At 69.0% G+C, this 22,913-nt stretch carries 21 protein-coding genes; 14 read left to right on the forward strand and 7 right to left on the reverse strand.

What is annotated here, in order from left to right; genetic code table 11:
• Window positions 1-6 precede the first annotated feature (6 nt).
• Window positions 7-1,590, reverse strand: coding sequence for a phospholipase D-like domain-containing protein (locus ACYVGI_RS02000; protein ID WP_460630985.1), 1,584 nt, complete (start codon window positions 1,588-1,590; stop codon window positions 7-9).
• Between the two features lie 157 nt (window positions 1,591-1,747).
• On the opposite strand from ACYVGI_RS02000, the gene ACYVGI_RS02005 reads away from it, so the two are divergent.
• Complete coding sequence (locus tag ACYVGI_RS02005) at window positions 1,748-4,120, forward strand: ATP-binding cassette domain-containing protein (RefSeq protein ID WP_460630986.1); 2,373 nt, start codon at window positions 1,748-1,750, stop codon at window positions 4,118-4,120.
• Window positions 4,121-4,175: 55 nt separating this feature from the next.
• Here the strand turns inward: ACYVGI_RS02005 and ACYVGI_RS02010 are convergent, their stop codons facing one another.
• A complete protein-coding gene (locus ACYVGI_RS02010) occupies window positions 4,176-4,409 on the reverse strand; it encodes a hypothetical protein (RefSeq protein ID WP_460630987.1) in 234 nt (77 codons plus the stop codon).
• A 99-nt stretch (window positions 4,410-4,508) separates the two neighbouring features.
• On the opposite strand from ACYVGI_RS02010, the gene ACYVGI_RS02015 reads away from it, so the two are divergent.
• The 12 genes from ACYVGI_RS02015 (at window position 4,509) to ACYVGI_RS02070 (ending at window position 16,744) form a co-directional block, all read left to right on the forward strand.
• Window positions 4,509-5,597 (forward strand): DUF5937 family protein, encoded by a 1,089-nt coding sequence (locus tag ACYVGI_RS02015; protein WP_460630988.1) that lies wholly within the window; start codon window positions 4,509-4,511, stop codon window positions 5,595-5,597.
• A 373-nt stretch (window positions 5,598-5,970) separates the two neighbouring features.
• Window positions 5,971-6,780, forward strand: a complete 810-nt coding sequence (locus ACYVGI_RS02020; protein WP_460630989.1) for a UbiA family prenyltransferase — start codon at window positions 5,971-5,973, stop codon at window positions 6,778-6,780.
• A 31-nt stretch (window positions 6,781-6,811) separates the two neighbouring features.
• A complete protein-coding gene (locus ACYVGI_RS02025) occupies window positions 6,812-7,870 on the forward strand; it encodes a sensor histidine kinase (protein WP_460630990.1) in 1,059 nt (352 codons plus the stop codon).
• Window positions 7,867-8,535: a response regulator gene (locus ACYVGI_RS02030; RefSeq protein WP_460630991.1), complete on the forward strand. Its 669-nt coding sequence runs from the start codon at window positions 7,867-7,869 to the stop codon at window positions 8,533-8,535. The genes ACYVGI_RS02025 and ACYVGI_RS02030 overlap by 4 nt, the downstream gene beginning before the upstream one ends.
• Before the next feature lie 72 nt (window positions 8,536-8,607).
• On the forward strand, window positions 8,608-9,981 hold the full coding sequence (locus tag ACYVGI_RS02035) for an MFS transporter (protein ID WP_460630992.1): 1,374 nt from the start codon (window positions 8,608-8,610) through the stop codon (window positions 9,979-9,981).
• A gap of 14 nt (window positions 9,982-9,995) precedes the next feature.
• The gene (locus ACYVGI_RS02040) at window positions 9,996-10,787 is read left to right on the forward strand and encodes a class I SAM-dependent methyltransferase (RefSeq protein WP_460630993.1); all 792 of its coding nucleotides are present in this window, start codon (window positions 9,996-9,998) and stop codon (window positions 10,785-10,787) included.
• A 36-nt stretch (window positions 10,788-10,823) separates the two neighbouring features.
• Window positions 10,824-11,129 carry a hypothetical protein gene (locus ACYVGI_RS02045; protein ID WP_460630994.1) on the forward strand — a complete coding sequence of 102 codons (306 nt, stop codon included), beginning with the start codon at window positions 10,824-10,826 and terminating at the stop codon, window positions 11,127-11,129.
• Between the two features lie 78 nt (window positions 11,130-11,207).
• Complete coding sequence (locus tag ACYVGI_RS02050; protein ID WP_460630995.1) at window positions 11,208-11,741, forward strand: MarR family winged helix-turn-helix transcriptional regulator; 534 nt, start codon at window positions 11,208-11,210, stop codon at window positions 11,739-11,741.
• Window positions 11,738-12,517: an SDR family oxidoreductase gene (locus ACYVGI_RS02055; protein WP_460630996.1), complete on the forward strand. Its 780-nt coding sequence runs from the start codon at window positions 11,738-11,740 to the stop codon at window positions 12,515-12,517. The genes ACYVGI_RS02050 and ACYVGI_RS02055 overlap by 4 nt, the downstream gene beginning before the upstream one ends.
• 105 nt (window positions 12,518-12,622) lie before the next feature.
• A complete protein-coding gene (locus tag ACYVGI_RS02060) occupies window positions 12,623-13,939 on the forward strand; it encodes an MFS transporter (protein WP_460630997.1) in 1,317 nt (438 codons plus the stop codon).
• Window positions 13,940-13,941: 2 nt separating this feature from the next.
• Window positions 13,942-15,759, forward strand: coding sequence for a glycoside hydrolase family 2 protein (locus ACYVGI_RS02065; RefSeq protein ID WP_460631471.1), 1,818 nt, complete (start codon window positions 13,942-13,944; stop codon window positions 15,757-15,759).
• Window positions 15,734-16,744 (forward strand): DUF2804 domain-containing protein, encoded by a 1,011-nt coding sequence (locus ACYVGI_RS02070; RefSeq protein WP_460630998.1) that lies wholly within the window; start codon window positions 15,734-15,736, stop codon window positions 16,742-16,744. Before ACYVGI_RS02065 ends, ACYVGI_RS02070 begins: the two co-directional genes overlap by 26 nt.
• Window positions 16,745-16,751: 7 nt before the next feature.
• Here ACYVGI_RS02070 and ACYVGI_RS02075 read toward each other — a convergent pair whose 3' ends face one another.
• From ACYVGI_RS02075 to ACYVGI_RS02095, 5 genes are all read right to left on the reverse strand, one after another.
• Window positions 16,752-17,078 (reverse strand): hypothetical protein, encoded by a 327-nt coding sequence (locus ACYVGI_RS02075; protein ID WP_460630999.1) that lies wholly within the window; start codon window positions 17,076-17,078, stop codon window positions 16,752-16,754.
• Window positions 17,079-17,243: 165 nt separating this feature from the next.
• On the reverse strand, window positions 17,244-18,278 hold the full coding sequence (locus tag ACYVGI_RS02080; protein ID WP_460631000.1) for a DUF2804 domain-containing protein: 1,035 nt from the start codon (window positions 18,276-18,278) through the stop codon (window positions 17,244-17,246).
• 50 nt (window positions 18,279-18,328) lie between these two features.
• Window positions 18,329-19,225, reverse strand: a complete 897-nt coding sequence (locus ACYVGI_RS02085; RefSeq protein WP_460631001.1) for a carbohydrate ABC transporter permease — start codon at window positions 19,223-19,225, stop codon at window positions 18,329-18,331.
• Window positions 19,222-20,145, reverse strand: a complete 924-nt coding sequence (locus ACYVGI_RS02090) for a carbohydrate ABC transporter permease (protein ID WP_460631002.1) — start codon at window positions 20,143-20,145, stop codon at window positions 19,222-19,224. Before ACYVGI_RS02090 ends, ACYVGI_RS02085 begins: the two co-directional genes overlap by 4 nt.
• A gap of 5 nt (window positions 20,146-20,150) precedes the next feature.
• Window positions 20,151-21,527 carry an ABC transporter substrate-binding protein gene (locus ACYVGI_RS02095; RefSeq protein WP_460631003.1) on the reverse strand — a complete coding sequence of 459 codons (1,377 nt, stop codon included), beginning with the start codon at window positions 21,525-21,527 and terminating at the stop codon, window positions 20,151-20,153.
• 257 nt (window positions 21,528-21,784) lie between these two features.
• On the opposite strand from ACYVGI_RS02095, the gene ACYVGI_RS02100 reads away from it, so the two are divergent.
• A complete protein-coding gene (locus tag ACYVGI_RS02100) occupies window positions 21,785-22,864 on the forward strand; it encodes a LacI family DNA-binding transcriptional regulator (protein ID WP_460631472.1) in 1,080 nt (359 codons plus the stop codon).
• Window positions 22,865-22,913 lie beyond the last annotated feature (49 nt).

Below are 22,913 nucleotides of genomic sequence, written 5' to 3' on the forward strand. Positions count from 1 at the left end.
GAGCAGTCAGTCGGGAGCCACGGTGCGTGCTGCGAGCACCGACCAGTCGTGCTCGAAGAGCCGGGTGAAGTACGCGGCGATCTCCGCGTTCTCCAGGATCACTCCGGCATCCCGGTTGGTCAGCGTGCCGGCCGGCGACCAGTTCTGGCTGCTGACGAGCGCCGCCCTGCCGTCGACCACGATCCCCTTGTTGTGCACGTTGTTCTGCAGCTTCACCCTGTTCACGACGTCGAGGCCCTCCGCCTGCAGCTTCTCCAGGTACCCGGCTGTCTCGTACTGGCTCATGATGATCCGCACGTCGACCCCCGCGTTCTGCCGCTCCACCACCGCGTGCACGAGTGCGATGAAGTCGGCGGCGGCCGCTGTGACCGTCTTCGGCAGCTCGATGTACTGGAACTGCATCAGCAGCGTCGTCGTGGCGCTCCGGATGAGGTCCAGGATGTGCGGCGCGTAGCTTCCCGCATCCGGGGTGAGCAGGGGGGTCACTGTGAGCTGGCGGCGGTGGGTGTCAGCGGCGAAGAACTGCCGGTACGGCGGGGTGGTCGCGAGCGGTGCGAGCATGGCGGGCGCGGGCACCGGATCCGGCGTGGCCGCCTGGTGCGCCGCCGCGGCGGCGAGGTCGTTGAGCAGGAACGCCTCGAAGGTGCGCGCGAGTTGCTCGTTCTCGATGATGACGTGCCAGTCGCGGTCGCCGGCTCGCGCCGCAGCGGCGTCGCCCGGCGTGTTCACCGGGTCGATGTCGGGCTGGTTCGAGTTGTTCCAGTTGCCGCTGGACAGCCAGACGACCGACGAATCCCGCACGGCGACCTTGATGTGGTAGGCGGACGGGAAGATCCAGGCGGCGGCGAGCGGGTCCATCCTGTCGAGCGCCCAGGCGTGCGAGAGTTGCTCGCCGAAGGCGGCCGTGAGGGCGGCGACGGTCTGCTCGTCGGTCTGGTCGGCTGTCGGATTCCTGGCCGGATGGTCGAGGACGAGGCGCACGGTCTTGCCGGCGAGCCGGCTCTCGACCGTCTGCAGGATGTGCCGGGAGGTGAAGTCGTAGAGGCCGACGGTGAGCGTCTCGCGCACGCCGGAGAGGAACGCGCCGAGTGTCGGCCAGCCGGAGTCCGGGCTCGCGCTCAGCGTCACGGTCATGGTGCCGGAGACCGGAGCGAGGGTGGTGCCCGGCGGGGGTGTGTACGCGAGCCTGGGCTTCGCCGCGGCGGAGAACGCGACGCGCTGCACGACCGCGCCGGGCGCTCCGGATGCACCCGTCAGGTCGAGCTCGTCGGCGAACTCCGGCACGGCGCCGCGGTCGGGCGCAGGACCGGCCGTGCGCGCGTACGCCCCCGGCTCGCTCAGCAGCTCCTGCTTGGCTGGCGAGGCCACGCGAACATCCACGGGGAACCCGTCGACCTCGCCGGGCAGCGCGGCCCGCACCTCGGCGATCGGCGCATCCCGTGCCGCCGTCACCACGATGGCGGGCCGGTCGGTGATCCAGCCGTCCGCCAGCAGGTAGCCCGGCCGCACGCTGAGCGCGCCGGGAACCCGGAACGCGCTCACGTGCCCACGGATGACGGACGCGATCCGATCCCTCGGGAACTCAGGCATACCCCCGGCATACTCCACGGCGCGGCGAGATACCAGTAACTGTCGCGCATCCGCGGAGGTTCGCGACAGATTCTGGTATCTCGTCAACCGGGTGAATGCCTGTATTCCTGCGGCACCTAGGATGATGCGCACAGCCAGAAAAGATGGAGATCGCACCATGAGCACCGACGCGCCGACCACCCACCAGGCGGACAGCCACGACGTGATCCGTGTGCAGGGCGCACGCGTCAACAACCTCAAAGACGTGAGCGTCGAGATCCCGAAGCGGCGGCTGACGGTGTTCACCGGCGTCTCCGGCTCCGGGAAGAGCTCGCTCGTGTTCGGGACCATCGCGGCCGAGTCGCAGCGGATGATCAACGAGACGTACAGCGCGTTCGTGCAGGGCTTCATGCCGACGCTCGCCCGGCCGGATGTGGATGTGCTCGACGGGCTGACGACGGCGATCATCGTCGACCAGGAGCGGATGGGCGCCAACGCCCGGTCGACGGTCGGGACGGCGACAGACGTCAATGCGATGCTGCGCATCCTGTTCAGCAGGCTCGGCCAGCCGTACATCGGGTCGCCGCAGGCGTTCTCGTTCAATGTCGCGTCCGTGTCGGGCGCTGGCGCCATCACGCTCGAGCGCGGCGGGAACACCACCAAGGAGCGCAGGAGCTTCTCGATCACCGGCGGGATGTGCCCGCGCTGCGAGGGGATGGGGAGCGTCAACGACATCGACCTCAGCCAGCTCTACGACGACTCCAAGTCGCTCGCGGACGGCGCCCTGACCATCCCCGGCTACACCGCGGACGGCTGGAACGTGCGGATCTACGCCAGCTCCGGCTTCCTCGACGCGGACAAGCCCATCCGCGAATACACGAAGAAGGAACTGCAGGACTTCCTCTACCACGAGCCGACCAAGGTCAAGATCGGCGACATGAACCTCACATACGAGGGGCTCGTGCCGCGGGTGCAGAAGTCGATGCTGTCGAAAGACAGGGAGGCCATGCAGCCGCACATCCGGGCGTTCGTGGATCGTGCCGTCACCTTCACCACCTGCCCGGACTGCGGGGGCACCCGCCTCAGCGAGGCCGCCCGCTCGTCGACGATCGGCGGGGTCAGCATCGCGGATGCGTGCGCGATGCAGATCAGCGACCTCGCCGACTGGGTACGGGGACTCGAAGAGCCGTCCGTGGCTCCCCTGCTGGCCTCGCTGCGCGACACGCTCCAGTCGTTCGTGGAGATCGGCCTCGGCTACCTGTCGCTCGACCGCCCGGCCGGCACGCTGTCCGGCGGCGAGGCGCAGCGCACCAAGATCATCCGGCACCTCGGCTCGTCGCTCACCGACGTGACATACGTGTTCGACGAGCCGACCATCGGGCTGCACCCGCACGACATCCAGCGGATGAACGAACTGCTGCTGCGCCTGCGCGACAAGGGCAACACGGTGCTCGTGGTCGAGCACAAGCCGGAGATGATCGCCATCGCCGACCACGTGGTCGACCTCGGACCGAGGGCCGGCACGGACGGCGGCGCCATCACCTTCGAGGGCACCCTCGACGGGCTGCGCGCGAGCGACACCCTCACCGGCCACCACCTGGACGACCGCGCCGCCCTCAAGCAGACCGTGCGCACCGCCACGGGCACGCTCGCGATCCGCGGCGCGAACGCGCACAACCTGCGCGACGTGGACGTCGACATCCCGCTCGGGATGCTCGTGGTCGTCACCGGGGTCGCCGGGTCCGGCAAGAGCTCGCTCGTACACGGCTCGATCCCGGCCAGCGAGGGCGTCGTGTCCATCGACCAGGCCGCGATCCGCGGCTCCCGCCGCAGCAACCCGGCCACATACACCGGGCTGCTCGACCCGATCCGCAAGGCCTTCGCCAAAGCGAACGGGGTCAAGCCCGCCCTGTTCAGCTCGAACTCCGAGGGCGCCTGCCCGAACTGCAACGGCGCCGGGGTCATCTACACCGACCTCGGCATCATGGCGGGCGTCTCCACGGTCTGCGAGGTGTGCGAGGGCAAGAGGTTCCAGGCGTCCGTGCTCGACTACCACCTGGGCGGCCGCGACATCAGCGAAGTGCTGGCCATGTCGGTGGTCGAGGCGGAGGAGTTCTTCGGCAGCGGCGAGGCACGAACCCCGGCGGCCCACAGCATCCTGAGCAGGCTCGCGGATGTGGGACTCGGCTACCTGAGCCTCGGCCAGCCGCTCACCACCCTCTCCGGCGGAGAGCGCCAGCGCCTCAAACTGGCGACCCACCTGTCCGAGCAGGGCGGCGTCTACGTTCTCGACGAGCCCACCACCGGCCTGCACCTGGCCGATGTCGAACAGCTCCTCGGCCTGCTCGACCGTCTGGTCGACTCCGGCAAGTCGGTGATCGTGGTCGAGCACCACCAGGCCGTCATGGCGCACGCCGACTGGATCATCGACCTCGGCCCCGGTGCCGGTCACGACGGCGGACTCGTGGTGTTCGAGGGGACGCCAGCAGAGTTGGTGGCCGCGCGGTCCACGCTCACGGGTGAGCATCTGGCGGCGTACGTCGGGGCCTGAGCGTCGCGAGCGGCGAGTGGCGGCCGCGCATCCCAAGTGGATGCGCGGGGCCGGGTCACAGCCAGACCCTGCGGCGCTCCGCCTCGGCGCGGACGGCGTCCGCGCGGTCCAGGCGCACCGCCAGGATGGCGGAGCGCCCGGTGCGCCCGGCGCGCCCGCCACGCCCGGCACTCGCCGTTCGCCCCGTGCGCCCGCTCCCGCGGCGGCGCATCCGGTGCAGGATCGCGGTCAACCACGCCGGAAGCGGGGACGGTGTAGGAGCGGAATAGCCGGCTGGTCTGATCGTCATGCCGCCACGATGACGCAGAGCTCCCTTCGCGTGCGCGTCGATTGACGGAAATCGTCAATCGACGGTGCGCTGTGCCCTCCGGCGCGCGAGGATGATGCCATGAGCGTGTCCATCGATGTGACCAGGGTGCCGTCCGAGCAGTTCCGGATCGCGCCGTCGCCGCTCGCCGAACTGGGGTCCGCCATCCACCTGCTGGTCGAGCCGACCCATCACCCTGCCCACAGCGGCTGGGTCGCGTCGGTGACCGGGTCGATCGAACCAGAGCTGCTGGACAGGCTCATCGATGCGGACTATCTCTGGCGGACCTCCCGCGCAGACATGCTCCTGCCGTCCGAGCCGGGCGCGACGCTGTCCGACGAACTGGATGCGGTCGACGCGCTCGACGACGAGACCTGGGTGTCCGCCGCCCTGCTCACCAGCAGTTGCGGCACGGTGCCGCTGTTCCGCGAACTCGGCTCGCCGCTTGTGGACCGGACGGCGAGGGACCTCGCCAGGGAGCGCGCCACCGCCCGCGGCGAGCGGCAGCTCGGTTTCGTCGACGTCGTGCTCGACGATCCTCCTCTGGCGCGCGCCCGCGTGCGCCGCCTGCTCGAGGACTGCGACGCTGGCTTCTTCTCCGACACCTGGACCCAGCTCCTCCCCCGGCTCGCCTCCGACGCACGCCTCAAGAAGGACGTGCTCGACACCTCTGGACTGCGACGGATGCTCGGCGCCGTCTCGCCTGCGGTCTCGGTCGACGACGACGAGACGCACATCGTGGTCGACAAGCTGCAGGACAACGCGACGACCGCCGACGAGCGCGGCGTGACCTTCCTGCCGAGCGCGCTCGGCCATCCGCATCTGCTCGTCGTGCACGCCCCCGGCTGGAAGCCGGTGATTCAATATCCCTTCGCGGCAGGACAGGCCCCGGCGGCGGCCTCGGTCGACGCGATCGCGCAGCGGTTGCGGGCCCTCGACAACCCGGTGCGGCTGCGACTCGCGCGCAGCCTGATCCGGGGGCCGCACACCACGGCCGACCTGGCCGAGGCGTGGGGCATCAGCGCACCGGAGGTGTCCCGCCACCTCGCGATCCTGAAAGACGCCGGGTTCCTGACGACCACGAGGAACGGCCGCTACGTCGTCTACGCCTTCGACATCGTCACGGCCGCGCGACTCGGCAGAGACATGATCGACGCGCTGCTGCGGTAACCGTTCCGGCCGTCGCGCCCCGGTCAGACACCGGGTGTGTTCACCCAGTGTCTGACCGCTCCCCCCATAAGGCGCGACGCGCGTGCGCCACCCGAGACGTACGCCATCGGTGCCTGAGTGACGAAGCCGAATAAGCCACTCCCCTTCACCGTAGGAGCCCGCTTAAACGGACGAAATAGCACTTTGGTCGCATATTCAGCCCAAAAGGCGGCAAAAGATGTGACTTTGGTCGTAGTTCCTGGCGTCGTGTTTCGCCGGGGAGGCTACGCATGATGAGCGAGTGACCCGAACTCTCGGGGCTCGCGCATCGCCGGGCGGGCCTCTTGCCTTTCTGCGTACCCTCCGGTGGTCGTACACCGAAGCACGGCCCGTCGTGCTCTGGGTCTTCAACCTGCGGTTCGTGGTGGGCGGGATGCTCGCGTTCAGCGGGGAGATCGCCGTCGTCACAGCGATCGCGGGGGCCGCATCCTGGTTCCTCGCCGTGTGGGTCGTCTATCTGGTGAACGGCATCAGCGACATCGCGGGAGACCGCGCGAACGGGTCGCACCGCCCCCTCGCCTCCGGAGTGCTGAGCGTGCAGGCAGCGGCATCCTGGTGCGTCGTGCTCACGGTCGCGTCCGTCAGCATCGCCGTGCGCATCAGCGTGGTCTTCGTGCTGCTCGTGGTCATGATGCTGTCGCTCGGGTTCGCGTACTCGCTCGGCGCGCACGCCGCGAAACGGTGGGCTGTGCCAGCGCTCACGGTCGCTGCGGCGGGCGGGATGCTCACCTACCTGGCAGGGGCGGAGGCGTTCCACGGGACGATCGCGCCCGCCGTGCCGGTGTTCGCCGTCGTCATGGCGCTCTGGATCGCCGTGGTCGGGCACGCGAAAGACTTCGGCGACGCCGTCGGCGACAGGATCGCCGGACGGCGCACCCTGCCGATCGTCATCGGGGATCGCTCTGCGCGACGCGTCGTCGCGGCGGGCTCGGCGGCGATCGGCGCGGTGGGCGTCCTCGCCGCCGTCGTCTATCCGGTGCTGCTGTCCCTCGTCGCCCTCGGCCCGTGCGCCGTCGTCGTCTGCGCACTCTCGCTCAGGCGAGCCGGCGCCGACCGGCGCACACGACGACGACCGTACCGGGCGTTCATGGTGTCGCAGTACACCGTCAACCTGCTCGCCATCGGCTTCGCCGCCACTCCGTGAACGAGACGACCCCGTGATAGAAAAGCCACCAATGACTACCAGCACCTCCGGCCACGACCACGACCGCCACCTCGCAGACGCCCGTGCCGCGATCGTCGAGCGGACCGTCGCCGCTCTGCGCTCCGTGGACAGCGCCCTGGTCTCCGATCCGTACATCGAGGCGGAGTTCGTGGCGCAGATCGAGCGCATCCTCGGCCAGACCTTCGCGACCCTCGGGCTCATCGCTCCTTCGGAGCCGAAGCAGGCGTCGCGCGGCGCGGAGGTGGGCGAGCACCGGGCACGGCAGAACGTGCATCCGGTCGACAGCCTGAAGGCGGCGACGCTGCTGTTCGACGTCGGGCTCGGCGTCCTCGTGGAGGCCACGGGCGACCGGCTCGGGCACGACGACATCGCGAGGGCGCTCAACGCATCCATCATGGGCAACGTGATCCCGGCCTCGGTCGCGTACGTGAACGTCCTGCTGGAACGGCTCGCCGTCGCGCACAGCGAGGAACGGCTCGGCATCTCCCGCGAACTGCACGACCGCGTCGCCCACAGCATCGCGGCCGGGATGCAGCGCGTCGACCTCAGCGGGCTCGCCGACCCGGCAGGCACGGATGCGCAGGTCCGGCTCGCCGACGGCATGGCGCTGTTCGACGCCGCTCTGGACGAGACCAGGGCGATCGCCAGGGATCTGCGGCACTTCGTCGGGGACAAGCGCCTCGACGAAGCGCTCAACGACTACGTCGCCGACCTCGACGACGCCGGTCCCCGCGTGATCGTGGAACTGGACGGGATGCCGTTCCGGCTCACGACCGGAACGCAGGAGGAGGCCTTCATCATCGTCAGGGAGGCCATCCACAACGCGCGGCGCCACTCGGAGGCCAGCACGATCACCGTCCGCTCCACCTGGCAGCCCGGCAGCGTGCTCCTCTCCGTGCGCGACGACGGTCACGGCTTCGAGCACGACAGGATCCGCTCGGGAGCGCTCGGACTCATCGCCGCCCAGGAGCGCGCGGAACTGATCGGCGCCGACCTCACCATCGACCCCGGCCCCGGCGTCGGCGCCCACGTCGAGCTCACCATCCCCGTCCAGGAGGCGAGCGTATGACCGCCGGGCGTCGCAGCATCGTCATCATTGACGACCACAGCCTGTTCCGTCAGGGCATCCGCGCCCTGCTGGAGAGCACCTTCGACATCGTCGGGGAGGGCGGCACCAGCTACGACGCCCTCCGCCTCGTCGCCGACACCTCCCCCGACGTGCTCCTCCTCGACGTGGAGCTGCCCGGCATCCCCGCCGAGCAGACGATCACGCGTGTCCGCCGCGACCATCCTGAGGTCGCGATCATCGTCCTCACCATGCACAACGACGTGGCCCTCGAACGCCAGCTCCTGCGGGCAGGGGCGAGCCACTACGTCACCAAGAAGGTCAACGGAGACGACCTCTCGATGATCGTCGCAGGCGCGACACCGGCGCCGACGACGGCGCGACAGGCCTCCGCCGACGTGGATGCGGCTGCTCCCACCATCCTCACCAGCCGCGAACTCGACGTGCTCCGGATGATCGCCCAGGCGTACACGAACCGCGACATCAGCGTCCAGCTCCACATCGCGGAGGGCACGGTCAAACGCCACACCACCAACATGTACGTGAAGCTCGGCGCCACGTCGCGCATCGACGCCGTCCGGAAAGCCGCACGGCTCGGGCTGCTCGACGCGTCCGGCCCGTACGCGCCGGATACAGGCTCACCAGCGACGGGCTCGCCGCGGAGCTGAACGCTGCCGGTCGCGCCCGGACCCGCTGCCGACCCCGTGACAGGGGCGCGCGCATCCCGTAGCCTCGTCTGCATGGCGGAGCCGTCGACTGCCGCGCAAGCCACGTCCGCCCCGCCGGCGGGCGGCACCCGCACGTTCATGCAGGTGCTGGTCAACACGATGATCGCCAACGTGACCACGAGCTTCCTCTGGTTCGCCCTGACGTTCTGGGTCTACCTCGAGACGCACTCCGTGCTCGCGACGGGTATCGTCGGCGGAGCGTACATGCTGCTCGTCGCCGTGTTCTCGATCCTGTTCGGGTCGATCGTCGACCGGTACCGCAAGCACGCGGTGATGCTGGTGGCGAGCGCTGTCACGCTGGTTTCGTTCTGCATCGCCGGCGTCTTCTACTTGCTGTTCCCCGAGTCGGCGCTCCTCGACATCTCGGGGCCGATGTTCTGGGTGTTCGCCGGCATCGTGCTGTTCGGCTCGGTGATCGAGAACATGCGGAACATCGCCCTGTCCACCACCGTCACGCTGCTCATCCCGGTGGAGCGGCACGCCAACGCGAACGGCCTGGTCGGCACCGTCCAGGGCCTCGCGTTCATCGTCACCAGCGTCTTCAGCGGACTGGCGATCGGGATGCTCGGGATGGGCTGGACGCTGGTCATCGCCATCACCTTCACCGGGTTGGCCCTCTTCCACCTGCTGTTCCTGCGAATCCCGGAGGACTCGCCGCACGGCGACGGGGAGAAGGCGCCCGGGATGGATCTGCGCGGGAGCATCAGCGCGATCCGCAGCGCGCCCGGCCTGTTCGCCCTCATCATCTTCTCCACCTTCAACAACCTGATCGGCGGTGTGTACCTGGCTTTGATGGACCCGTACGGTCTCGAGCTGTTCGAGGTGGAGCTGTGGGGGATCGTCCTGGCCATCTCGTCGACCGGTTTCATCATCGGCGGTCTCGTCATCGCGAAGTTCGGGCTGGGCAGGAACCCGATCCGCACGATGCTGCTGCTCGTGATCGGGATGGGCGTCCTCGGTGCCCTGTTCACCATCCGCGAGTGGTGGTGGCTGTACGTGCTCGGCATCTGGCTGTACATGACGATGATCCCGGCTGTCGAGGCAGCGGAGCAGACGGTCATCCAGAAGGTCGTGACCTTCCGGCGCCAGGGTCGCGTCTTCGGGTTCGCCCAGGCGCTGGAGTCGGCCGCCGCCCCGATCACGGCGTTCCTCATCGCGCCGATCGCCCAGTTCGTCATCATCCCGTATCTGGCAGGCGATGCCGGTCAGGCCACCTGGGGCTGGCTGCTCGGGGAGGGCGACGCCCGCGGCATCGCGTTCGTGTTCCTGGTCTCCGGGCTGCTCATGGTGCTGCTCGGGGTGGGGGCGTTCCTCACCAGGTCGTACCGGATGCTGTCGAAGGAGTACGAGGGCGACGATCGGGCGCTGCCCGCTGCGGCGACGTGAGCGGGGCGAGCGACGTGAGCGACGTCAGCGGCGACGGGGCAGCGCGGCTCGCCTTCGACGCGGCGGCGGCGGTGTACGACGAGGTGCGCCCGTCCTATCCCTCTGCGCTGTTCGACGCACTGTTCGCACTGCTGCCCACGCGGCCGGACATCCTGGAGGTCGGCCCAGGAACGGGGCAGGCGACGGCGGACCTGCTGGCGCGGGGTGCGACCGTGCACGCCGTCGAGCTCGGTCCAGCGCTGGCTGTCGCGTTGCGGTCGAAGCTGCCGTCCGAGCGGCTGCGCGTGAGCATCGGCGACTTCGAGCGTCTGCCCCTGGCCGCCCGGTCGGCGGACGCGGTGTTCTCGGCCACCGCCTATCACTGGATCTCGCCGGAGGCGCAACTCGACCGGCCAGCGCTGCTGCTGAGGGACGGTGGCGTTCTGGCGGTGGTCGACCTCATCCAGGTGGAGTCGGCAGACGACCGGGGGTTCTTCGCCGCCGCCCAGCCGCTGTACGACCAGTACGGCCAGGGACACACCGGGCCGCCCGCGCCGACCAGGCAGAACGTCGATCCGCCCATCCGGAGCCTCATCGCCGCCGACCGTCGCTTCGAGCGTGTCGAGGTGCGCCGCTACGACTGGAACCAGACCTACAGCGCTGCCGACTATCGGAAGCTCATGCTCAGCTACTCCGGCACGCTCCTGATGCCGCCCGAGCAGCGGGAGGGACTGCTCGACGCCGTCGAAGCGCTGATCGTGGAGGCGTTCGACGGCACAGTGACCCGCCCGCTCGTCGCCACGCTGACGACCGCGATCCTCTCCTGACCGGCTCGCCAGGAAGCGGGCCGATATCCTGTGCCGATGGCTCTCCAACTCTGCGTGCTGCTCTGGGCGACCGACGGCAACGACGACGCCCTCACCCACTACGAGGACACCGTTCTCGCGCTCGTGCCGAAGCACGGAGGGCACGTGGTGAGCCGGGTTCGCCGTGTCGAAAGGGACGGCGACGGCGACGGCGAAGCACCGCTGGAAGTGCAGGTCATCCGCCTGCCCGACGACGCCGCGTTGCAGTCGTACCTGGCCGACCCGGAGCGGGTCGCGCTGGCCGATGTGCACCGCACCGTGATCGCGCGCACCGACCTCATCCGGGTCGAGACGCTGGTCTGATTCGGCGGCACCGGCGCTCTCTGCCATCCACTGGAGGCATATACTGTCTTGAGGACAGTATCTTCGAAAGGCGACGGCATGACAGTGGATGAGGTTCCAGCCGACACCCCCGGCCTCCCCTATCGCTCCGGCCAGCTCGCAGCCCTGCTCGAGGTCTTCTCGCTGTGGTCGTCCGGTGCGTTCATCCGCGTACTGGCCACCGGCGTCGGCGTCGACCTGGACACCACCGCCATCGTTGCCGTCACGATGCTGGCGCGCGACGGCGAGCAGCGCGCGTCGACGCTCGCCTCCCGGCTGCACGTCGGGGCGTCCGCGATCTCCAAGCTGACCGCGCGGCTCGGAGCGCACGGGCTGATCGAGAAGCGGCAGGACCCCGAGGACTCCCGGGCGACGCTCCTGCGGCTCTCGCCGGCCGGGGCGGAGACGGCGGCAGCGCTCGTCGCGGCCGGTGACACGATGATGGCCGACCTGCTCCGAGCCTGGCCGGAGCGGGACCGCGCCGACTTCGATCGCTTCCTGCACCGCTTCCGAGACGACGCCGTCGCGCACGCGTCGCGCGTCTCCGCGGCTCCCACCCGCACACCCGACCGACCAGAGAAAGCAGAATCATGACCCGCACCTACCTCGTCACCGGAGCCGCGAGCGGCATCGGCAAAGCAACGACGGAACTCCTCCGCTCCCGCGGCGACCGCGTCATCGGCGCCGACCTGAAGGGCGCAGACATCTCCGCCGACCTGTCCACTGCCGACGGGCGCTCGACCCTCGTCGAGCGGGCGACCGAGCTGTCCGGGGGCGTCCTCGACGGCGTGCTCGCCGTCGCCGGCCTCAGCGCCGGCATCCCCGTCACAGCCGCCGTGAACTACTACGGAGCCATCGCGACGCTCGAAGGGCTGCGCCCGCTGCTGACCGCATCCACTGCTCCGCGCGCCGTCGCCGTGGCGTCGATGGCGTCGCTGCAGGACCACGACGAGACGCTGGTCGAACTCCTGCTCGATGGCACGGAGCAGAACGCGCTCGCCCGTGCGGCAGAGCTCGCGGAGTCCCCGGCGACCGCCCACCGGATCTACTCCTCCAGCAAGCGGGCGCTCGCGCGCTGGCTGCGCAGGAACGCGGCGACGCCGGAGTGGGCCGGGGCGGGCATCCCGCTCAACGCCATCGCCCCCGGCGTCGTGCTGACGCCGATGACCGCGGAGCTCGTGGCCACCCCCGAAGGTCGCGCCCGGCTGAACGAACAGGTGCCGATGCCGCTGAACGGCCCGTTCGATGCCGAGGTCGCCGCCAGGCTCCTGGCCTGGCTGGCCGGTGAGGAGAACTCGCACCTGTGCGGGCAGGTGGTGTTCGTCGACGGCGGCTACGACGTGACCGTGCGCGGAGACAGCACCTGGTGAGCTGACCACTGACGGCCGCGAGGGGACCCTGTCCGCTCGCGGCCGTTTTTGTTGCTATTGTCAGATCACTATTTCCACGTTGCAACTCTCGATGATGAGGATGTGATGGGTCCACGAACCGAACCCACAGCCCCGGCCGCCACCCGCTCGACCAGCACCGCCCTCGGCGGCCGCACCTGGCTGGCGCTCGTCGTCGTCGGACTGGTCGGGCAACTCGCCTGGACGGTCGAGAACATGTACCTCAACGTGTACGTGTACGACACCATCTCGCCTGACCCGAACGTCATCGCGATCCTGGTCGGCGCGAGCGCGATCGCCGCGACCATCGCCACGCTCCTCGTCGGCGCCTGGTCGGACAGGATGGGCCGCCGCCGTGCGATCATCGCGCTCGGCTACATCGCGTGGGGCGTCTGCACGGCCGGGTTCGGTTTCGTCGGGGCGCCCGCGGGGGCATCGGCTCCGACCGGCGCCGTGCTGATCGGGGCGATCGTCGCGATCGTGCTGCTCGACTGCGTGATGAGCGCGTTCGGCTCCGGCGCCAACGACGCCGCCTTCGCCGCGTGGGTGACCGACTCCACGAACCCCGGCAATCGCGGCCGGGTCGACGGCGTGCTGGCTGTGCTCCCGCTCATCGCGATGCTCCTGGTGTTCGGCCTGCTCGACGGGCTCACGCGCGCCGGGGACTGGAAGCTGTTCTTCGGCATTGTCGGCATGGTCACCATCGTCACCGGGGCTCTGTCCTGGTTCCTCGTCAGAGACCGCGGCGTCCCGCCGCGCAACGACGGCATCCTCACCGCCGTGCTGCACGGCCTGCGCCCGAGCACGATCAAACAGGCTCCGGCGCTCTACCTCACGCTCGCGATCTGGACCGTCGTCGGGACGAGCACACAGGTGTTCCTGCCGTACGTGATCATCTACCTGCAGCGCTACCTGCGCATCGACTCGTACGCGCTCGCCCTCGGCATCGTGCTGATCCTCGCGTCGGCCTTGAGCATCGTCGGCGGCCGGGTGATGGACAGGATCGGCAAGACCCGCTTCCTGCTGCCAGCGGTCGCCGTGTTCGCGGTCGGGCTCGTCGCGATGACCTTCGCACGCGAGCTGCCGGCGGTGATCGCGTCGGCGACCGTCATGATGGCGGGGATGATGGCGTCGCTCGCGACCGTGTCGGCGATGACCCGCGACCACACCCCTGCCGACCGCGCAGGAGCGGTGCAGGGCGTCCGGATGATCCTGGCGGTCATGATCCCGATGATCGCCGGCCCCTTCCTCGGCGCCGCCGTGATCTCGGGGGCGGCGAACACCTACACGTCGCTCGGCGTCGTCCAGCCCGTGCCAGGGCCGGAGATCTTCATCGCCGCCGCGGCCGTGCTGCTCCTCGTGCCCGTGCTCGTCGCCCTGCGCGCCAGGGCGGCCCGCCCGTGAGCATGAGGACGCCGTGGGCCGATGCCATCGACGAGGACGCCGTGCTGCAGGAGTACCCCCGCCCGCAGCTCGCCCGCGACAGCTACCTCAACCTCAACGGGCGGTGGGAGTACGCGATCACCGACAGCTCCGTGCATCCCCTGGACTGGGACGGCACGATTCTGGTGCCGTTCTCGCCGGAGTCCGCGCTCTCCGGCGTCGACAGGCAGCTCCTCCCCGGCCAGCACCTCTGGTACCGGCGCAGCCTGCGGCTCCCCGACGGGTTCACCGACGCGGCGGGCGAACTCGTGGTGCTGCACTTCGGGGCCGTCGACCAGGACTGCGCGGTCTATCTGGACGGCGAGCTGATCGGCCGTCACTCCGGAGGCTTCCTGCCGTTCAGCTTCGAGATCGCGTCCGCACTGGCGGACGGAGCGGAGCACGTGCTCACCGTCGACGTGGTCGACGTCAGCGACACCGGCTACCGCTCCCGCGGCAAGCAGGCGCTACGCCGCGGAGGCATCTGGTACACCGCGCAGTCGGGGATCTGGCAGACGGTGTGGCTGGAGTCCGTGCCGAGGCTGCACATCCAGCGGCTCGACATCCGGCCGCTGCTCGCCTCGCGCACGGTCGAGATCGTGGTGACGGGAAGCGAGGACGCCGACGCGACGGTGACGTTGACCGCAGACGGCGAGCTGCTCGCGAGCGGCGCGGGCCTCACCGGCCGGCCGATCGCACTGCAACTCGACGAGGTGCGCGCGTGGAGCCCGGAAGACCCGCACCTCTACGACATCGAGGTGCGTCTCGGCGTCGACCGGGTGACCAGCTATGTCGGGATGCGGTCGGTGAGCGTCGAGCGCGACGGCGCAGGGCGGCCGCGCCTCCTGCTCAACGGGCGTCCGTACTTCCACGCCGGTGTGCTCGACCAGGGCTACTGGCCGGACGGCCTGCTGACCGCGCCGTCCGACGAGGCGCTGATCCACGACATCCGCAGCATGAAGGAACTCGGCTTCACGATGCTGCGCAAGCACATCAAGGTGGAGTCGCTGCGCTGGTACCACCACTGCGACAGGCTCGGGATGCTCGTCTGGCAGGACATGGTCAACGGCGGCCGCGCATACAACCCGGCCGTGATCACCGCTCCCGTGCTGCTCCCGGTGCGGCTGGACGACAGGCGGCACCGCGCGTTCGGCCGCCAGGACGCCGCGGGACGCGACGAGTTCCGCGCAGAGCTCGACCAGACCGTGCTGCTGCTGAGGAGCGTCCCGAGCGTCGTGGTCTGGGTGCCGTTCAACGAGGCCTGGGGGCAGTTCGACGCGCTGGACGCCGTTCGGCGCATCCGATCGCTCGACCAGGACAGGGTGATCGACCACGCGAGCGGATGGCACGACCAGGGCGGGGGCGACCTGCGCAGCCTGCACGTCTACTTCCGGCGCATCCGCCCCGGCCGTCGCTGGGGCGGGGACGGCAGGGCCGTCGTCGTGTCCGAGTACGGCGGATACAGCCTCCGGCTCGCCGGGCACGAGTTCAGCTCCCGCGAGTTCGGCTATCGCAAGCTCGCCTCCCGCGCGGCGTTCAGCGCGGCCTTCGCCGCACTGCACCGGGACGATGTGCTGCCCGCCATCGACGCGGGGCTGTCCGGGATCGTCTACACCCAGCTCGCCGATGTGGAGGACGAGCTGAACGGGCTCCTCACCGCCGACCGCACGGTCGTCAAGGCCGACGCCGCCACCGTGCGCGCGGTCAACCAGGAGCTCGCCGAGCGGTTCGCGCTGGTCGCGCAGCCGCGCACACCGCATCAGGAAGGAGTCCGCGATGGGTCGCAGGATCGTCGAGCGTGAACTCACAGAGGAGGTGGCACTCTGCCTGCCGGGCGGACGGCTGAATCCGGATGCGGTCGGCTGGAGCAGAAGACCGCTGCACGACACCTCGGGCATCGACGGCCGCACGAGCTGGGGCAGGAACAAGCGCTGGGAGTACTGGGCGGTCACCACGCCGACGCACATCGTCTCGCTGACCGTCTCGTCGCTCGACTACGCCTCGGTGCACGGCATCATGATCCACGACATCCGGTCCGGCACGACGGTCGAGCGCGGAGCAGTCGCGCCCCTCGGTGGGAGCGCGGCACTGCCCTCCCGCCTCGGCGCAGACGCAGCACGCGCACGCACCAGGTCGCTGTCGATCGACATCGACGACGGCGCGGAGGGCTCCCGGCTGCGCGGGCGGGCAGCCGGTGCCGCCTTCGACATCATCGCGGAGCGGCCGGACGGCCACGAGGTGCTCGCCGTCGTGGTCCCGTGGTCGCAGACCCGCTTCCAGTACACGGTCAAAGACGTCGCACGGCCCGCCGCAGGCTGGCTCGAACTGAACGGCGAACGCGTCGACCTGCCTGTCGGCCAGAGCTGGGCGGTCCTCGACCACGGACGCGGCCGCTGGCCGTACCGGATGCAGTGGAACTGGGGAGCGGCGTCCGGCACCGCCGACGGGCACACCATCGGCCTGCAGCTCGGCGGGAAGTGGACGGACGGCACGGGCTCGACCGAGAACGGCGTGCTGGTCGACGGAACGCTGCACAAGATCGGCGAAGAGCTCGACTGGGACTACGACGAGCGCGACTGGCTGTCGCCCTGGCGCATCCACGGCGAGGGCGTGGAGCTGTCGTTCGTCCCGTTCTGGGACCACGCCAGCTCGACGGAACTCGTCGTCTTCGGCAGCCGCGGCCACCAGTGCTTCGGGCACTACTCCGGCTGGGTCGAGACGGGGCAGGGGCGCATCCGGGTGGATGCGCTGCTCGGCTGGGCGGAGGACGTCCGCAACCGCTGGTGACCCGGCATCACCCGGCGAGCGCGTGCGACCGGGCGGGGAATGTTGTCGGCGCCTCCGCGAGCAGCGTGAAGACGGCGAGCTCGCCGACCACGCTGTGCAGCACCCACGACCTGCTGTACGCGCCGGTGACGCCCGCGTAGTCGACCACGATCATGTCGGGATGCGGGGCGTCGCCCTCCAGGTGCAGGATGCGGGCGGTGCCGGAGCCGGCAGGGCCGCTCAGCCAGGCAGAGCATCCACCCCTGTCGTCGCCGGAGCGGGGAGGTGCGATGGCGAGAGCGGTCTCGCTCACGCGGAGCACGGCGGGAGTCTGTCGCATGGTCTTCACTGACATGGTGCTGTCTCCGATCGAGGGTGTGCGGTTCGAGGGTGTGCGGTTCGAGGGGGTGAGCGGGGAGCCGCATATCGGTACGGCGCCCCGCTCTGCTCCGGCTGCGTCAGTGGACCTCCGCAGTGGCGTCCGGAGCGGTCTGTGCCGGCCGGGTGGCCGGTGGTCTGGTCACCAGCGGCGTTCGACCTCTTCGACGTGGCCGAAGACGTTCGAGAACTCCACGGCCTCGCCGGACTCCAGCGTGATCCTGCCCGCGTAGTGGCCGAAGCAGGTGTCGCCCCTGCTCTTCACGATCCAGCGGTCGAACAGGTGCCTGGTGTGGTGCTCCGGTGTGAAGGTGACGTCAACGCCCGGCCCGGCGAGACTCCACGGCCGCAGCCACTGGGTGGGGTCGTAGCGCCAGTCGAGATGCGAGCTGATCTTGTGCAGGCGCCCGTCGACGCGCAGCCAGTTCTCGGTGGATGGGGTGCCGTCCGTCCACTTGCCGCCGAACTGCAGGCCGATCTCCCTGCCGTCTGCGCTCAGGCCGTTCCCCGCGCCCCAGTTCCAGAACGTGAAGTACGGCCAGCGCCCGCGCCCGCGGTCGTGCACCGCGTACGACTCGTCCGGTTCGACGCGGTGGGTGACGCCGTCGACGATCACGACGCCCTGTGCGCGCAAGCAGTTGTCCTTCTTCGTGTACTGGAACGCGCGATCGCTCCACGGCACCACGACGCCCATCGACTCGTGATCCGGTTCGCCGATGATGCGCAGGTCCACCGAGATGCGCTGCGACTCGGCGTGCAGCACGGTGTTGACCCCGCGCGGCGTCATCCGCACGAGCACGTCTTTGCGGCGCGACTCCATCGGCTCGCGGTTGGTCTCGTCGCGCATCCCGCCGTGGCCGGGCAGCCAGGTGTTGCCGCCCTGCACGATCTCGCCGTACGTCGCCCTGTCGAGATAGGTGACCGACACGTTCGCCCGGTAGTCGTGGTGCGAGATGTTCATCGTCACGATCGAGGTCGGCGTGACGATCGACCAGTACTCGAAGCGCTTGTTGCGGCCCCACCCTGCAAGGCCGGTTCTGTGCAGCGCCGTGCGCGTCCAGCCGACCGCGGCAGGGTTGAGCTTCCCGGATGGGAGGCACAGCTCCGTGGTCTCGGTGATCTCGCGCTCAGCGACGCGCTCGCCGCCCTGGGCGACCGGTTTGAGAGGTAGCCTCACTCGTTTCTGGCCTTTCTGTGTGTGGGTGGTCCGTGTGGGCGGCATGGTGCTCAGCCCTTGGTGGCGCCGTCCGCGAGACCGCGGATCAGCCACTTCTGCACGAGCAGGGCGAGGATCACGACGGGCACGACGGTGAGCATCCCGGCTGCGGAGAGCGCGCCCCAGTTCGCGCCGTGCTCGGTGTCGCCCGCCATTCCGGCGATGGCGACGGGCAGGGTGGTGGCCTTGCGGTTGGTCAGCACCAGCGCGAAGAGAAGCTCTTCCCAGGCGAGGATGATGCTGAAGATGAAGGTGGAGATGAGTCCGGGAGCCGAGATCGGGACGATGATCCGGAAGAACGCGCCCATCCGGGAGCAGCCGTCGATCATCGCCGACTCCTCCAGCTCCTTCGGCAGTGCGAGGAAGAAGCCGCGCATCAGCCACATCACGTACGGGATGACGAACGAGCAGTACGCGAGGATCAGCGTGATGTGCGTGTCGGTGATCCCGAGCGTGCGGGCGACGAGGAACATCGGCACGGCCAGGGCGATCGGCGGCACGCCGCGGGAGGCGAGGATCAGCACGCCGATGGTGGCCGCGCCCTTGATCTTCAGCCGCGACAGGGCGTACCCGGCCATCGCTCCCGCGACCAGCGAGAGGATGCCGGCCCCGCCTGCGACGATGATCGTGTTGATCATCTTCGGCCCGAGCCCGCCCTGGATGAACGCCTGCACGTACTGGTTGAGCGTCGGATCGAAGAAGAAGGTCGGCGGCGTGGTGAAGATGTCGCGCTGCTGCTTGAACGAGGTGAGGAGCATCCAGACCAGCGGGAGCAGGAACAGGATGCAGATGATCACGCCCGACCAGATGCGCGCGCGTTCTCCGCGGCGGCGCTTGCCGGTCAGGGATGCGCGGGGCTCCGGTGCGGTGTCGGAGTCGCGGGTGCGCTCCCTGGCGATGACGGTCACAGCCTGTCCTCCAATTTCTTGCTGCCCAGAAGGAACACGAAGGTGAGGATCATCGTGATGACGAGCACGATCACCGCCATCGCCGACGACTCACTGAACTTGAGCAATCGGAACGCCTGCTGGTAGATGAAGAGGTTGACGACGTTCGTCGCCTCCCCTGGTCCCCCGTTGGTGGTCGCGAGGATGATGTCGAACATCTTCACCGCGCCCAGCCAGCGCACCACGAACGTCGCGGCGATGATCGGCCCGAGCATGGGAAGGCTCACCGACCAGAGCGTCTGCCACCAGCTGGCGCCGTCCACCTTGGCCGCCTCGAACACGTCCTTCGGGAGGGCGAGCAGTGCGGCCGCCGCGATCAGCGCGACGAACGGCACGGACCGCCAGGTGTCGATGATGACGACGCTGATCATCGACATGCTCGCGCTGCCGAACCAGTCGATCGCCGGGATCCCGAACAGGCCGAGGAACCAGCCGACCACGCCCCAGAGCGGGTCGAGGATCATCTTCCAGATGCCGCCGGAGACCACGGGGGCGACGACCATCGGGATGAGGAAGAGGGCGCGGACGATGCCGCGCCCTCTCCACTCGGCGTTCATCAGGTAGGCGATCCCGAAACCGAGCACGATCTGCAGCGGAAGAGCGAGCACCAGGTAGATGCCGGTGACGACCAGGGAGTTCTGGAACGTCTCGTTCTTCAGCGCGGCCGTGTAGTTCTCGAGACCGACCCACTCCGTCGGTGAGAACGTCGCCAGGTCGAACTTCGAGAAGCTGATCTGCAGCGTGTAGAGCAATGGGTATGCCAGGACAGCGGCGAGGAGCACCGTTGCCGGAAGCATGAACGTCCATCTGCTGAAGATGTCCCGCGTCCGCGAGACGCGACGGGCGCGGTCCACACGCCGTCTCGTGAGTTCGACTGTCATGTTCCTTACTTCTTCAGCAGTTCATTGATCTGATCGGTGGCCTTCGCGAGCGCGTCCTTCGCCGACGTCTGTCCCTGGACGGCCGCACTCGTCTGATCCGCGAGGATCTCCTGGATCGCGTTCGACTCCGGGCTGCGGGGCCGCCACATCCGGCCCTTCTCCGCCACGTCGTACGCGCTCTGGATGGTCGTGAAGACCGGCGCCAGCCACTCCTGGCTCGGCGTGCTGGCCAGGGTCGACTTGCGGGCGGGGAACGATCCGAGGGTGTTGGTCGTCCAGACCTCGCCCTTCTTCGACGTCATCCACTGCAGGAAGGTCCAGGCGGCCTCCGGATGCGCGGAGTTCTTGAAGACCGAACCGCTCCAGATGCCGCGGTGCGTGCTCGCGCCGTCAGTGCCGGCAGGCATGGTCTGGATGCCGACCTGGTCGGGCGTCAGCGTGGTGACGGCCGGGTCGACGGCCGCGCTCTTGTATGCGCTGCCCCAGGTGAAGATGGAAGCGACTTTGCCCTGGCGGAACGCATCCAGTGGCTCGGTGTAGTTGTAGTTCGTCGCTCCGGGAGGCGCGTACTTGAGCAGGTCGACCTGCGTCTGCAGGGCCGCGATGCCCGCCTTGGTGTCGAAGGTCGGCTTCATGTCCTTGTCGAACAGCGCACCGCCGTTGGAGTTGAGCACGGCCTGCCAGACCGGCGGCGAGAGCACTCCGCGCATCCAGGTGAGGCCGACGGCCCAGGAGTCGACCTTGCCGTCGCCGTCGGTGTCCTGCACCAGCGACGGAGCCTCTTTCAGGTACTGGTCCCAGGTGAGCTCTGGCGTGGGGTCGGCGAGGCCGGCCTTGGCGTAGAGGGCCTTGTTGTAGAACATCAGCAGCATGTTGGAGCGCAGTGGGACGCCGTACTGCTTGCCGTCCCACTCGCTGGATGCGAGCGGCGCGGCGTTGAAGTCGGCCCAGTCGTAGCCCTTGTCCGTCCACTGCTTGGCGTCGTTCTTGAGGTCCAGCAGCACGCCGGCGTTGGCGAGCTGCGGTGTCCACGGGTCGTCGAGCGTGATGAGGTCGTACTGGGGGTCGGGGTCCGTGCCGTTGAGCAGCCCCTTCGCGAGCAGTTCCGTGTACGGGACGGCGTCGATGGTGACGTCGATGTACGGGAACTCCTTGTTGAACTCGGGGACCAACTGGTCCTGCCACTGCTGAGCGAACGCGTCGTTCGACATCATCGTGATCTTCACGTGCTTCTTGGCCGTGCCGATGCCGCCGCCGTCGACCGCCGACGGCTTGTCGCTCGATCCCGTGCCGGTGCACGCGGTGAGCGCGATCAGGCTGAGCGCTGCCGCGCCCGCGACCGCCAGCAACCGTTTCGGTCGCCGCTTGGTGCCTGCTGTCATACAGATCATCTCCTCGTCGTTGATTGGATGTTCGTGGTCGGGCTGCCGCGTTGCGCATCGAGGAGGGGGTGGCTCGATGGCGCGTGCGATACGGGTTTCCGGCCGGAATGGTGAGTGCCGGACAGCCTCCGCCCGGGGTTCTGCGGAGCTGCTCGCAGGGACACTCAATCAGAGTTCGCAGAATATTGCAACGTGGAAATACGACACCATGTCAACGTTGCAAGATATCCCTTCACTACGATGTCACCGTGACCAGCATGGACGAGCAACCACAGGGCCGACGCTCGGGAGCCCCGACGATCAAAGACGTCGCGGCGCTCGCGGGCGTCTCGTACCGCACGGTCTCGAATGTGGTCAACGGGCACAAATACATCAGCGAGGCGACGCGCACCAAGGTCGAGGCAGCCATCGCCGAGATCGGCTACCGGCCCCAGCTGGCGGCGCGCCAGCTCCGCAGCGGCAGGAGCAAGCTCCTCACGCTCTCGGTGCCGTTCGTCTCTCATCCGTACTTCGCCCAGCTCGCCCACGCGGTCGTGACCGAGGCGGAGCAGTTCGGCTACGACGTGGTGATCGACGAGACACGAGGACTCCTGGAGCGCGAGCTCAGGGTGGCGGCCGGGTTCCGCACCATCCTCACCGACGGCATCCTGTTCAGCCCGCTGACGATCGACCTGGAGCGCTTCGAGGCCGAACGAGGTGCGACGCCGCTTGTGCTGCTCGGCGAGCGGTTCCGCAGCACGCGGATCGACAGCGTCGTGGTCGACAACGTCCGGTCGAGCTACGACGCCACCCGGTGCCTGATCGAGAGCGGACGGCGCACGCTCGGCTTCCTGGGAGACGTCAAGGTCGGAACGATCGGCGCGGCGCCCGCCGACCTGCGCATCCGGGGCTTCCAGAACGCGCTCGACGAAGCGAAGCTGACGGCCGACCCTGCGCACGTCGTGACCGTCTCGCGCTGGGACCAGTCGAGTCCGGACGGCGACTACTCCCGCGAGGAGGGCTACGAGCGCACCAGAGAGCTGATCGAGCGGATGGGCGGGCTCGACGGCCTGGTCTGCGCGAACGACCTCCTCGCCATCGGTGCGCTCCGCGCCTTCCGCGAGGCAGGCATCCGGGTGCCGGACGATGTCGCGGTGGTCGGCTGGGACAACACGGCGGAGGCCGCGTTCTCCGCCCCATCGCTCACGACCATCTCCCCCGACCTGCACGAGATCGCGCGGCTGGCGATCGTCGCGATGCTGCGACGACTGGACGAGCCGGACGCCGAGCCGCGCACCGATCACGCCCCATATAGCCTGGTGAGGCGCGAGTCGACGGGCGCGCCCCGCACGGACTGACGAATATTTCCACGTTGCAACACGACAAGGACGTCTGGTTGGATGCAGA

It is taken from the genome of Leifsonia lichenia (assembly GCF_054780215.1).

Excerpts from the sequence above, each read along its gene's own strand:
- ACYVGI_RS02000 (WP_460630985.1), bottom strand. The coding sequence starts at position 1,590 with ATGCCTGAGTTCCCGAGGGATCGGATCGCGTCCGTCATCCGTGGGCAC.
- ACYVGI_RS02005 (WP_460630986.1), top strand. The coding sequence starts at position 1,748 with ATGAGCACCGACGCGCCGACCACCCACCAGGCGGACAGCCACGACGTG.
- ACYVGI_RS02010 (WP_460630987.1), bottom strand. The coding sequence starts at position 4,409 with ATGACGATCAGACCAGCCGGCTATTCCGCTCCTACACCGTCCCCGCTT.
- ACYVGI_RS02015 (WP_460630988.1), top strand. The coding sequence starts at position 4,509 with ATGAGCGTGTCCATCGATGTGACCAGGGTGCCGTCCGAGCAGTTCCGG.
- ACYVGI_RS02025 (WP_460630990.1), top strand. The coding sequence starts at position 6,812 with ATGACTACCAGCACCTCCGGCCACGACCACGACCGCCACCTCGCAGAC.
- ACYVGI_RS02030 (WP_460630991.1), top strand. The coding sequence starts at position 7,867 with ATGACCGCCGGGCGTCGCAGCATCGTCATCATTGACGACCACAGCCTG.
- ACYVGI_RS02035 (WP_460630992.1), top strand. The coding sequence starts at position 8,608 with ATGGCGGAGCCGTCGACTGCCGCGCAAGCCACGTCCGCCCCGCCGGCG.
- ACYVGI_RS02045 (WP_460630994.1), top strand. The coding sequence starts at position 10,824 with ATGGCTCTCCAACTCTGCGTGCTGCTCTGGGCGACCGACGGCAACGAC.
- ACYVGI_RS02050 (WP_460630995.1), top strand. The coding sequence starts at position 11,208 with ATGACAGTGGATGAGGTTCCAGCCGACACCCCCGGCCTCCCCTATCGC.
- ACYVGI_RS02055 (WP_460630996.1), top strand. The coding sequence starts at position 11,738 with ATGACCCGCACCTACCTCGTCACCGGAGCCGCGAGCGGCATCGGCAAA.
- ACYVGI_RS02060 (WP_460630997.1), top strand. The coding sequence starts at position 12,623 with ATGGGTCCACGAACCGAACCCACAGCCCCGGCCGCCACCCGCTCGACC.
- ACYVGI_RS02065 (WP_460631471.1), top strand. The coding sequence starts at position 13,942 with ATGAGGACGCCGTGGGCCGATGCCATCGACGAGGACGCCGTGCTGCAG.
- ACYVGI_RS02070 (WP_460630998.1), top strand. The coding sequence starts at position 15,734 with ATGGGTCGCAGGATCGTCGAGCGTGAACTCACAGAGGAGGTGGCACTC.
- ACYVGI_RS02075 (WP_460630999.1), bottom strand. The coding sequence starts at position 17,078 with ATGTCAGTGAAGACCATGCGACAGACTCCCGCCGTGCTCCGCGTGAGC.
- ACYVGI_RS02090 (WP_460631002.1), bottom strand. The coding sequence starts at position 20,145 with ATGACAGTCGAACTCACGAGACGGCGTGTGGACCGCGCCCGTCGCGTC.
- ACYVGI_RS02095 (WP_460631003.1), bottom strand. The coding sequence starts at position 21,527 with ATGACAGCAGGCACCAAGCGGCGACCGAAACGGTTGCTGGCGGTCGCG.
- ACYVGI_RS02100 (WP_460631472.1), top strand. The coding sequence starts at position 21,785 with ATGGACGAGCAACCACAGGGCCGACGCTCGGGAGCCCCGACGATCAAA.